Genomic DNA, 9,232 nt, shown 5'->3' with positions numbered 1-9,232 from the left:
CTGAAACTGGAGAACCCTGAATGAAGAAAACCCTCACGGCATTCGCTGCCCTGGCCGTCTGCGGGCTGGCCTCTGCCCAATCGTCCGTCACGTTGTTCGGCGTCGTCGACGCGGGCCTGACCTATCAGTCGGCGACCTCGCGCGACGCGACCACCGGCGCGTCGGTGAAGTCCAGCAAGACCAGCCTGGCCAACTCCGGCTACAACTCCAGCCGCATCGGCTTTCGCGGCACCGAAGACCTCGGCGGCGGCCTGGCTGCGAGCTTCTGGCTCGAAGCGCCCATCACCAACGACGACGGCGCCACCGGCATCTCCACCTTCGCCCGCCGCTCCACCGTGAGCCTGTCGGGCGGCTTCGGCGAGCTGCGCCTGGGCCGCGACTACACGCCCACCTTCTGGAACGACACCGTGTTCGACCCGTTCGGCACCAACGGCTCGGGCACCAACGTCATCAGCACCGTCAGCGGCAACACCACCATCAACAACGCCAACTACGTGCGCGCGAGCAACTCGATCGGCTACTTCCTGCCGCCGAACCTGGGCGGCTTCTACGGCCAGGTGCAGTACGGCCTGCACGAGAACGCCAGCACCGACGCGACCAGCACCACGGCTGCTTCCAGCAGCACCGCCGGGCGCTACGTCGGTGGGCGCTTCGGCTACGCCAACGGTCCCCTGGATGTGGCACTGAGCGCGGGCCAGAGCACCGCGGTGGACACCGCTGCGCTGGAGCGCAAGGTGCAGACCCTCAACCTGGGCGCTTCGTACGACTTCGGTCCGGTGAAGCTGTTCGGTGAACTCTCGAACGTGAAGAACAAGTTCACCACGGCGCTGACCAACACGCACGACACCTACAACGGCTACCTGGTCGGCGCGACCGTGCCGGTGGGTGCAGGCCTGATCCGCGTGGCGTACTCGCAGGTTCGCTACAACGAAGGCGCGGCCGGTGAACTCTCGAACGTGAAGAACAAGTTCACCACGGCGCTGACCAACACGCACGACACCTACAACGGCTACCTGGTCGGCGCGACCGTGCCGGTGGGCGCGGGCCTGATCCGCGTGGCGTACTCGCAGGTTCGCTACAACGAAGGCACGGCCGGCATCACGGGCGAGGACCCGCTGGCACGCAAGTTCGCGGTCGGCTATGTGCACAACCTGTCCAAGCGCACGGCGCTGTATGCGACGGTGGCGCGCGTGAACAACCGCAACGACGCCAACTACACGGGCAGCCTGGTGTCGGCCAGNCGTGCACAACCTGTCCAAGCGCACGGCGCTGTATGCGACGGTGGCGCGCGTGAACAACCGCAACGACGCCAACTACACGGGCAGCCTGGTGTCGGCCAGCACCRCGGGCTAYGGCAGCGCGGGCGTGAGCTACACGGGCCTGCCGCGTTCGTCCACCGGCTACGACTTCGGGATTCGTCACGCGTTCTGATGCAGGGCGCGCACCGTGCGGGAGAAAAGGGCGCTTGCTCTTTTCTCCCGCGCGGCTTTTGTTTGTCCAGCCAGCAGTGAGTTTTCCAATGGACCGAATTCGACTTTTCGCGGGTGTGCTGATGGCCGGCGGCCTGGCCGGCTGCATCATGCTGCCTCCGCCCCCTCCACCCATGCCCCATGGTCCCGCGCCGGGCTTTCGCGGCGAAGGGCGGCCGATGAACTACGGCGCACGCAGGCCGCCGCCGCCCGGCTGGGAAGCCTGCGACGGCGCGCGGGACGGCTGCATGCGCGGCATGCCGGGCCAACCCGACGCCCAGGCTCCAGGAGCCCGTTGATGACCGGGGCGCAACTGCACTCCGGCAACCTCGGCACGATCATCGCCGGCGTGATCCTCCTCGGCATGGCCGGCGTGGCCTGCATGATGTTTTCGCTGTTCATCACCAACCTGAGGCAGGGCGCGAAGGCGCGCGAACTCGCGGCACAGGCCCGCGGCGAGGCGCAGCAAAGGCTGGGCGCGAGCCGCGTGCAGGACCTGCGGCCGCTGCTCGATATCGCCCCCGCCTGCCGGGACATCCGCTTCGACATCCAGCTGCCGCCAGAGGCCGTTCCCGTGCTGGCGATAGAGACCGAACTGCGCGAACTGCTCGCCAAGGTCGCAACGTATGCGGCCAGCGTGATGCGCGCGGGCGCGACGCTGCAGGTTTCCGCCCAGGCGGAAGGCGGGCAGGCGGTGATCCACTGGCGCGACCTCGATGCCGTCGACGCGCGGCCGCCGCTGGCGAGGTTCTTCGATAACGCCCACGTGGCGACAACCGGCGCCAGTGCCAGGGCCTGCGAGCGCATCGCCGGCCACCATGGCGGACGCATCTACTCGGCGCCGCATGAAGGGGGCGTGCTGGGATTGACGCTGCGCCTGCCGCTGCTGGCCGGCGAGCGCGTTCAGGGATTGACCGGCTGATCGATCGATCGACGCAGGCCGGCAGGAGCCGACCCCGTGGAACTCCGCGCCATACTCGCGGTCCCACGGTGCCGCCGCTTTTCTCTCCCGATGCCGAACGTGCGATCCATTGCTTCCCCGACCTCTTTTCTCCACACACTGGCCGCGAGCGCGGCTCTGCTCGCCGCCGGTGCGCTGCATGCGCAGGCCTTGCCGGCGGGCGTGCACCTTGGCATGTCGGCCGAGGAACTGCGGGCCGTGCTGCCCGCGGCCGAGCGCGTGCAGCGCCCGCAGCGCCTGAGCGGCGGCCTCGCCGGCAGCTGGCGCGCGGCCCCGGTCGAGATGGCGGGGCTGCTGTTCGAACCGACCTTTTTCTTCGCCGCCTCGGAGCTGCGCCGCGTCGAATACGTGGCGGCGGCACAGGCCACGCCCGACAACGGCGCGGGGGCCTTCGCAGCGCTCGTGCGATGGGGTCGAGGGGCGTTCGGCAACGAACTCGCATCGCGCGATCCGGGCAGCGCGTACGCCGCATGGGTGAGCAACGACACCGACGTCTACGTGCAGCAGCAGGCCGGCGATCCGCGCCGCGCGACCGTGCGGCTGGTCTACAAGGCGCGGCAGCTGCGCGACGGCAGCGAACTCTGAGCACCGCTGCGCCATGGGAAGTTGTCCTGCAAGCCGATTCGAATCCGTCTGGCCGGCGGCGCCCGGCCGGCGGAGAGACTGCCGTCTCCAAACACCTTCATGGAGACGACGATGCCCGAGGCCAGCGAGGTCCGCATTCCGCAGGACGATGAGCGGATCGATGTCACCGACCTGAAAGAGGTCGACTACTGGACAAAATGGTTCGGCGTGACCGAAGTCCGCCTGCGCACGGCCGTAGCGTCTGCCGGCACGCGCAGGGACGATCTGCGCGTCTACCTCGGGCTGCCCTGAAGCGGCTGCGGCCGCGCTGCTTCAGGCGGCGGCCAGCATGCCCCGTTCCTCGATGAACGCAACCACCTCGGCCAAGCCTGTGAGCGTCTTGAGGTTCGTCATCACATAAGGCCGCTGGCGGCGCATGCGCTGCGTGTCCTGCTCCATCACGTCGAGGTTGGCGCCCACGTAGGGGGCGAGGTCGGTCTTGTTGATGATGAAGAGGTCGCTCTTGGTGATGCCGGGGCCGCCCTTGCGGGGGATCTTTTCGCCGGCCGCCACGTCGATCACGTAGATCGTGAGGTCCGACAGCTCGGGGCTGAAGGTGGCCGCGAGGTTGTCGCCGCCCGATTCGACGAACACGATGTCGGCATCGGGAAAGTCCTCGAGCATCCGGTCGATGGCCTCGAGGTTGATCGATGCGTCCTCGCGGATGGCGGTGTGCGGGCAGCCGCCCGTCTCGACGCCCATGATGCGCTCGGCCGGCAGCGCGCCAGCCACGGTCAGCAGGCGCTGGTCTTCCTTGGTGTAGATGTCGTTGGTGATGGCGATCAGGTCGTACTTGTCGCGCATCGCCTTGCAGAGCATTTCGAGCAGCGTGGTCTTGCCCGAGCCGACCGGGCCGCCGATGCCCACGCGCAGCGGTGGCAGTCTCTTGGTGCGATGGGGGATGTGGTGCAGGGCGGAGGTCATGGAGGGTGTGTCCGGTTCAGCTTCGGAAAAGGCGGGAATATTGTGTTTCATGGCGGGCCGACAACACCGCCAGCAGGGGCGCGAAGGCCTGGCGCTGGTCGTCGCCGAGGGCCATGGCGCGGGCCACGGCCTCGGGGATTTCCTGTGCCAGACGTCCGAGGATGCGCTGGCCCGCGCTCTGGCCGAGCGGCACGGCCTTGACGGCGGCGGCGACCATGTTCTCGGCCCAGCCGAAGGCAAAGGCCAGGCAGCCGTCGTGCGCCGTGGCGCCGGTGCGGCCGACCGCGAACGCAAAGACCACGGGGTAGGTCGCGGGCAGGTCGGCGAAGACCTCGGCCGTGTCGGCATGGTGCAGCTTGAGCCACTCGACGAAGGAGCGGCCCATCTGTTCGGTCTGCAGGAAGAATTCGGCCGACTCGCGGGTGTTCATCACCCACTGGTTGAGTTCGCGGACGCGCGGCATGTCGTTGGCGCGCCAGGCCGCGATGGCCTGCGCAAAGGCCGCGAGATCGCCGCGCGCGAAGCTCAGGTGCAATTGGTCTGCGATCCATTCGGCGGCGTGCGCTTCGGTGTCGACGCCGGCCCATTCCACCGCCGCCTCGATGCCTTCGGAATACGAGAAGCCGCCGACGGGCAGGGCCGGGGAGGCGAGCCAGATGAGCTGCAGGAGGCTATGGGCGCTGGGGGCGTCGGGCATGTCAGGCTTTATTTGTGCGCTGCTGTTCAGGGTGCGTGCACAGGCCACCGGGTACTCCCCTGCGCGAATGCCCCCCCGCTTCGCTCCTCCTTTATTTCGCTGCGGGGAGCACCCGGTGCCCTACGATCACGACGGCGGGGTGCCTTGCGCAGCGAAATAAAGGAGGAGCGAAGCGGGGGACATTCGCGGAGCAAGGTACCCCGTCGGCGTGATCGCGCCCTGGATCACGAATGCTCATGATCGTCGAGCAGTTCCGGCGCGAGCACGAGCGGCTTCGGACCTTTGCTGCCGCCATGCGAGTGCCCATGGTCATGGCTGTGACCCCCGCTTTGCGAGTGCTCATGCGAACCATAGGCGCCGCTCTCGGGCTCGAAGGCTTCTTCCACCGCGACGACGATGAGGTGCATCGAACGCAGCATGTCGGCCAGCACGTGGTCGGGCTCGATCTTGAGGTGGTCGGGCTTGAGCTCGATCGGCACGTGCCGGTTGCCCAGGTGATAGGCCGCGCGCGTCAGGTCGAAAGGCGTGCCGTGGGCCGTGCAATGCGTGATGCGCAGAACCGGCTGCGGCGCGGCAATGACGCGGACCAGCGAGCCGTCTTCGGCCACCAGCACATCGCCGCCCCGCACGGCGGTGCCGCGTGGCAGGAACACGCCAATCTGGCGGCCCTGCGAGTCGGTGGCGTCGAAGCGGCTTTTCTGGCGAATGTCCCAGTCGAGCTCGATGGTGGCGGCGCGCTTGAGCAGCACGGGCGCAAGGCCGCGGCCCTGGGGCATGAGTTTGTTGGCGGTGAGCATGGTGGCTTGCGGCTCCAAATGAGGCGGGCTAATATAACGTTCGTTATAACTTTTGTTCAACGGAGCGTCCAATGTCCGCCCTCAAATTGACTCAGATCGGTAACTCTGTCGGCATCATCCTGCCCAAGGAAGTGCTGGCGAGCATGAACGTGGGCAAGGGCGACACCGTCTACCTCACGCAGGCCGCCAACGGCGGGGTCACGATCACGCCGTACGACGACGAGTTCGAGCGGCAGATGGAGGCGGCGCGCCGCGTCATGAAGAAGCGGCGCAATGTTCTGCGCGAGCTTGCCAAGTAGCGCCGCCAACCAACACTGGGTCTGGCTGAACCTGAGTGTGATCCAGTTGGTCCATGAAGAACAGCTCGCCGAGCATGGTGGTCCCGCCGGTGTGCGTGACGAGGGGATGCTTGCATCCGCCATGGGCCGACCGCAGAACCGCGCGATGTGCGAATCTCCCGATGCGGCCACGCTGGCCGCGAGCTACGCATTCGGCATCGCCCGCAACCACCCGTTCGTGGACGGCAACAAGAGAACCGCATTCGTTGCGATGGAAACTTTCCTCGATCTCAACGGATTCGAGCTCCTCGCGTCCGACGAGGACTGCGTACTGAAGACGCTCGGCCTCGCGGCGGGGGAGATCGACGAAGCCTCCTTTGCCCAATGGATTCGCGAGCACCTCGCACCGCGCAGCCCCTGACATTCAAAACAGGAAATACCGCTGCGCCATCGGCAGCAGCTTCGCCGGCTCGCAGGTCAGCAGGTGCCCGTCGGCGCGCACCGCGTAGGTCTGCGCATCGATCTCCATCTTCGGCGTGTAGCCGTTGTGGATCAGGTCCTTCTTGCGCACGTTGCGGATGTTCTTCACCGCGCTGAGGTTCTTGGCTAAACCGTAGCGTTCCTTGATGCCCGAGGCCAGCCCGGCCTGCGAGACGAAGGTCAGCGAGCTCTTCGCGAGCGAGCCGCCGTAGGCGCCGAACATCGGGCGGAAATGCACTGGCTGAGGCGTGGGGATCGATGCATTGGGGTCGCCCATGGCAGCCATCGCGATGGTGCCGCCCTTCAGTATGGTGAAGGGCTTCACGCCGAAGAAGGCCGGCTTCCAGATCACGATGTCGGCCCATTTGCCGACTTCGAGCGAGCCGACTTCGTGCGCAATGCCGTGCGCAATCGCCGGGTTGATCGTGTACTTGGCGACGTAGCGCTTCGCGCGGAAGTTGTCGTTGCGCTCGCTGTCCTCGGGCAGCGTGCCGCGCTGCAGCTTCATCTTGTGCGCGGTCTGCCAGGTGCGGATGATGACTTCGCCGACGCGGCCCATGGCCTGGCTGTCGGAGCTGAACATGCTGATCGCGCCGAGGTCGTGCAGCACGTCTTCGGCGGCAATCGTTTCCTTGCGGATGCGCGACTCGGCAAAGGCCAGGTCTTCGGCGATGCCGGCGTCGAGGTGATGGCACACCATTAGCATGTCGACGTGCTCGTCGAGCGTGTTCACGGTGTAGGGCATCGTCGGATTGGTCGACGACGGCAGGAAGTTGGCCTCGCCCACCACGCGCAGGATGTCGGGCGCATGGCCGCCGCCCGCGCCTTCGGTATGGAAGGCGCAGATCGCGCGCCCGCCCACAGCGGCGATGGTGTTCTCGACAAAACCCGATTCGTTGAGCGTGTCGCTGTGGATCGCCACCTGCGTGTCGGTGGCGTCGGCCACGTCGAGGCAGTTGCTGATGGCCGCGGGCGTGGTGCCCCAGTCTTCATGCAGCTTCAGGCCGATGACGCCGGCGTCGATCTGCTCGTGCAGCGCGTCGGGCAGGCTGGCGTTGCCCTTGCCGAGGAAGCCGAGGTTCATCGGAAACGCGTCGGCCGCCTGCAGCATGCGTTCGATGTGCCACGGGCCCGGCGTGGCGGTGGTCGCGAAGGTGCCGGTGGCGGGGCCGGTGCCGCCGCCGAGCATGGTGGTCACGCCGGACGACAGAGCCTCCTCGATCTGCTGCGGGCAGATGAAGTGGATGTGGCTGTCGATGCCGCCGGCGGTGACGATGTTGCCCTCGCAGCTGATGATCTCGGTGCCGGGGCCGATGACGATGTCCACGCCCGGCTGCACGTCGGGGTTGCCGGCCTTGCCGATGGCGGCGATGCGGCCGTCCTTCAGGCCGATGTCGGCCTTCACGATGCCCCAGTGGTCGAGGATGAGCGCGTTGGTCAGCACCGTGTCGACGGCGCCCTGCGAACGCGTGCGCTGCGACTGCGCCATGCCGTCGCGAATCGTCTTGCCGCCGCCGAACTTCACCTCTTCGCCGTAGCCGCCGGCGCGCAAGGTGTAGTCGGCCTCGACTTCGATCAGCAGGTCAGTGTCCGCAAGACGAACCCGGTCGCCCACGGTGGGGCCGAAGATTTCTGCGTAGGCACGTCGCCCGATGGTGGCCATGTTTAAAGCTTCCCTTGAACCAGGCCGCGAAAGCCGTAGACGATGCGATCGCCCGAAAAATCGACCAGCTCGACCGTGCGCTGCTGACCGGGTTCGAAGCGCACCGCGGCGCCCGAGGCGATGTTCAGCCGCATGCCGCGCGCGGCCGCGCGGTCGAAGCCGAGTGCGCCGTTGGTCTCTGCGAAGTGGTAGTGCGAGCCGACCTGGATCGGCCGGTCGGCGGTGTTCTGCACCACCAGCGTAAGGGTGCGGCGGCCGGGGTTGAGCGTGTGCTCGCCGTCGTCGGTGAAGAGTTCGCCGGGCGTCATGTTCAGACGGCCTGTGCCAGCAGCGACGCACCGAGCACCACGACCGCGGCGCCGGCCACGCGCGGCAGCCATGCGTTGGCGTGGCGCAGCGCCCAGCCGAGCGCGATGCCGGCAAGGTGCAGCAGCACGGTCGCGCCGACCATGCCGGCCAGCGTGAGGGCCGCGCCTTCTTCGCTCGCCAGTTCGTGGCCGTGGGCCACGCCGTGGAAGATGGCGAACACGCCGACGACCGCCATGGCGACCACGGCCGGCAGGTGCACGCGCGTGGCCACCAGCAGGCCCAGCACCAGCAGCGACGCCGCGATCATCGGCTCGACCGCCGGCAGCTGCACGCCGGCCAGGCCCATCAGCGCGCCCGCCAGCAGCATGCCGGCAAAGGCCAGCGGCGCCCACAGCAGGTCGGGCCAGGCGCGGCGCGCGGCAAGCGCGCTCCAGAGGCCGACCGCGACCATGGCGGCGAGGTGGTCGGCGCCGGTCAGCGGATGCAGGAAGCCGGTGGTGAAGCCGTGGTGCATGCCGCCGTCGACGCCGGTGTGGGCGCTGGCCGCGAAAGGCAGCACGAGGGCGGCGAACAGTGCGAGGCTTCTGGAAGCAGTGGTCTTGCGCATGAAAAGTCTTTCTTGTTCTGGTGTGTCAGACGATCGGCTGATGGACGGTCACCAGTTTGGTGCCGTCCGGGAAGGTGGCTTCGATCTGGATGTCCGGGATCATCTCGGCGATGCCGTCCATCACGTCGGCGCGGGTCAGCACGCTGCGGCCGTCGCTCATGAGCTCCGCGACGCTCTTGCCGTCGCGGGCGCCTTCCATCACGGCGGCGGAAATCAGCGCGATGGCTTCGGGGTAGTTGAGCTTGAGTCCGCGGGCCTTGCGGCGTTCGGCCAGCAGCGCCGCGGTGAAAATCAGCAGCTTGTCTTTTTCGCGCGGGGTCAGTTCCATGGGATCGGCATCGGGTGGCGGAGGGTGGCGGCCATTATGGGCAAGCCGGCTTCTTTGCAACAGTCGTGCCCTGTTCGCCAAAAGTCGTACGTGTG

Annotated in this window: 13 protein-coding genes and 1 pseudogene; 7 read left to right on the top strand and 7 right to left on the bottom strand. The window is 67.5% G+C overall.

Annotated features, from left to right (window positions below):
- Positions 1-20 precede the first annotated feature (20 nt).
- The 5 genes and pseudogenes from ASC92_RS07805 to ASC92_RS07790 form a co-directional block, all read left to right on the top strand.
- Positions 21-1,240: pseudogene (locus ASC92_RS07805) on the top strand (porin); the annotation flags it as partial.
- A gap of 279 nt (positions 1,241-1,519) precedes the next feature.
- Positions 1,520-1,768: a hypothetical protein gene (locus ASC92_RS28515; protein WP_157609003.1), complete on the top strand. Its 249-nt coding sequence runs from the start codon at positions 1,520-1,522 to the stop codon at positions 1,766-1,768.
- Positions 1,768-2,391 (top strand): ATP-binding protein, encoded by a 624-nt coding sequence (locus ASC92_RS07800; RefSeq protein WP_200935947.1) that lies wholly within the window; start codon positions 1,768-1,770, stop codon positions 2,389-2,391. The genes ASC92_RS28515 and ASC92_RS07800 overlap by 1 nt, the downstream gene beginning before the upstream one ends.
- 90 nt (positions 2,392-2,481) lie before the next feature.
- Positions 2,482-3,015 (top strand): hypothetical protein, encoded by a 534-nt coding sequence (locus ASC92_RS07795; protein ID WP_056512767.1) that lies wholly within the window; start codon positions 2,482-2,484, stop codon positions 3,013-3,015.
- Positions 3,016-3,114: 99 nt separating this feature from the next.
- Positions 3,115-3,306, top strand: coding sequence for a DUF3606 domain-containing protein (locus ASC92_RS07790; RefSeq protein ID WP_235505722.1), 192 nt, complete (start codon positions 3,115-3,117; stop codon positions 3,304-3,306).
- A gap of 21 nt (positions 3,307-3,327) precedes the next feature.
- On the opposite strand, the gene ureG is transcribed toward ASC92_RS07790, so the two are convergent.
- From ureG to ureE, 3 genes are all read right to left on the bottom strand, one after another.
- Entirely contained in the window at positions 3,328-3,978 is a 651-nt protein-coding gene (gene ureG, locus ASC92_RS07785; RefSeq protein WP_056512762.1) for an urease accessory protein UreG, read from the bottom strand.
- 16 nt (positions 3,979-3,994) lie between these two features.
- Positions 3,995-4,675: an urease accessory protein UreF gene (locus ASC92_RS07780; protein ID WP_056512759.1), complete on the bottom strand. Its 681-nt coding sequence runs from the start codon at positions 4,673-4,675 to the stop codon at positions 3,995-3,997.
- A 224-nt stretch (positions 4,676-4,899) separates the two neighbouring features.
- Complete coding sequence (gene ureE, locus ASC92_RS07775) at positions 4,900-5,472, bottom strand: urease accessory protein UreE (protein WP_056512878.1); 573 nt, start codon at positions 5,470-5,472, stop codon at positions 4,900-4,902.
- Positions 5,473-5,543: 71 nt separating this feature from the next.
- Here ureE and ASC92_RS07770 point away from each other — a divergent pair, with 71 nt between their 5' ends.
- Together ASC92_RS07770 and ASC92_RS07765 are read left to right on the top strand one after the other, a co-directional pair.
- On the top strand, positions 5,544-5,771 hold the full coding sequence (locus tag ASC92_RS07770) for an AbrB/MazE/SpoVT family DNA-binding domain-containing protein (protein ID WP_007833196.1): 228 nt from the start codon (positions 5,544-5,546) through the stop codon (positions 5,769-5,771).
- The gene (locus ASC92_RS07765; protein WP_056512756.1) at positions 5,746-6,171 is read left to right on the top strand and encodes a type II toxin-antitoxin system death-on-curing family toxin; all 426 of its coding nucleotides are present in this window, start codon (positions 5,746-5,748) and stop codon (positions 6,169-6,171) included. Before ASC92_RS07770 ends, ASC92_RS07765 begins: the two co-directional genes overlap by 26 nt.
- 3 nt (positions 6,172-6,174) lie before the next feature.
- On the opposite strand, the gene ureC is transcribed toward ASC92_RS07765, so the two are convergent.
- The 4 genes from ureC to ASC92_RS07745 are packed head-to-tail and all read right to left on the bottom strand — an operon-like array spanning position 6,175 to position 9,137.
- Positions 6,175-7,893, bottom strand: a complete 1,719-nt coding sequence (gene ureC / locus ASC92_RS07760; protein WP_056512754.1) for an urease subunit alpha — start codon at positions 7,891-7,893, stop codon at positions 6,175-6,177.
- Between the two features lie 2 nt (positions 7,894-7,895).
- Entirely contained in the window at positions 7,896-8,201 is a 306-nt protein-coding gene (locus ASC92_RS07755) for an urease subunit beta (protein WP_056512750.1), read from the bottom strand.
- A 2-nt stretch (positions 8,202-8,203) separates the two neighbouring features.
- Complete coding sequence (locus ASC92_RS07750) at positions 8,204-8,809, bottom strand: HupE/UreJ family protein (protein ID WP_056512748.1); 606 nt, start codon at positions 8,807-8,809, stop codon at positions 8,204-8,206.
- 25 nt (positions 8,810-8,834) lie between these two features.
- On the bottom strand, positions 8,835-9,137 hold the full coding sequence (locus ASC92_RS07745) for an urease subunit gamma (protein WP_056512745.1): 303 nt from the start codon (positions 9,135-9,137) through the stop codon (positions 8,835-8,837).
- Between the last annotated feature and the right edge of the window lie 95 nt (positions 9,138-9,232).

Source organism: Variovorax sp. Root411 (assembly GCF_001425205.1).
GTDB lineage: Bacteria > Pseudomonadota > Gammaproteobacteria > Burkholderiales > Burkholderiaceae_C > Variovorax.
Note: the sequence above shows the minus strand (reverse complement) of the source record. Positions and strands in the feature narration are given on the sequence as shown.

Bases quoted from the DNA above. Each gene is read 5' to 3' on its own strand.
- ASC92_RS28515 (WP_157609003.1), top strand. From the start codon at position 1,520: ATGGACCGAATTCGACTTTTCGCGGGTGTGCTGATGGCCGGCGGCCTG.
- ASC92_RS07800 (WP_200935947.1), top strand. From the start codon at position 1,768: ATGACCGGGGCGCAACTGCACTCCGGCAACCTCGGCACGATCATCGCC.
- ASC92_RS07795 (WP_056512767.1), top strand. From the start codon at position 2,482: ATGCCGAACGTGCGATCCATTGCTTCCCCGACCTCTTTTCTCCACACA.
- ASC92_RS07790 (WP_235505722.1), top strand. From the start codon at position 3,115: ATGGAGACGACGATGCCCGAGGCCAGCGAGGTCCGCATTCCGCAGGAC.
- ureG (WP_056512762.1), bottom strand. From the start codon at position 3,978: ATGACCTCCGCCCTGCACCACATCCCCCATCGCACCAAGAGACTGCCA.
- ASC92_RS07780 (WP_056512759.1), bottom strand. From the start codon at position 4,675: ATGCCCGACGCCCCCAGCGCCCATAGCCTCCTGCAGCTCATCTGGCTC.
- ureE (WP_056512878.1), bottom strand. From the start codon at position 5,472: ATGCTCACCGCCAACAAACTCATGCCCCAGGGCCGCGGCCTTGCGCCC.
- ASC92_RS07770 (WP_007833196.1), top strand. From the start codon at position 5,544: ATGTCCGCCCTCAAATTGACTCAGATCGGTAACTCTGTCGGCATCATC.
- ASC92_RS07765 (WP_056512756.1), top strand. From the start codon at position 5,746: ATGTTCTGCGCGAGCTTGCCAAGTAGCGCCGCCAACCAACACTGGGTC.
- ureC (WP_056512754.1), bottom strand. From the start codon at position 7,893: ATGGCCACCATCGGGCGACGTGCCTACGCAGAAATCTTCGGCCCCACC.
- ASC92_RS07755 (WP_056512750.1), bottom strand. From the start codon at position 8,201: ATGACGCCCGGCGAACTCTTCACCGACGACGGCGAGCACACGCTCAAC.
- ASC92_RS07750 (WP_056512748.1), bottom strand. From the start codon at position 8,809: ATGCGCAAGACCACTGCTTCCAGAAGCCTCGCACTGTTCGCCGCCCTC.
- ASC92_RS07745 (WP_056512745.1), bottom strand. From the start codon at position 9,137: ATGGAACTGACCCCGCGCGAAAAAGACAAGCTGCTGATTTTCACCGCG.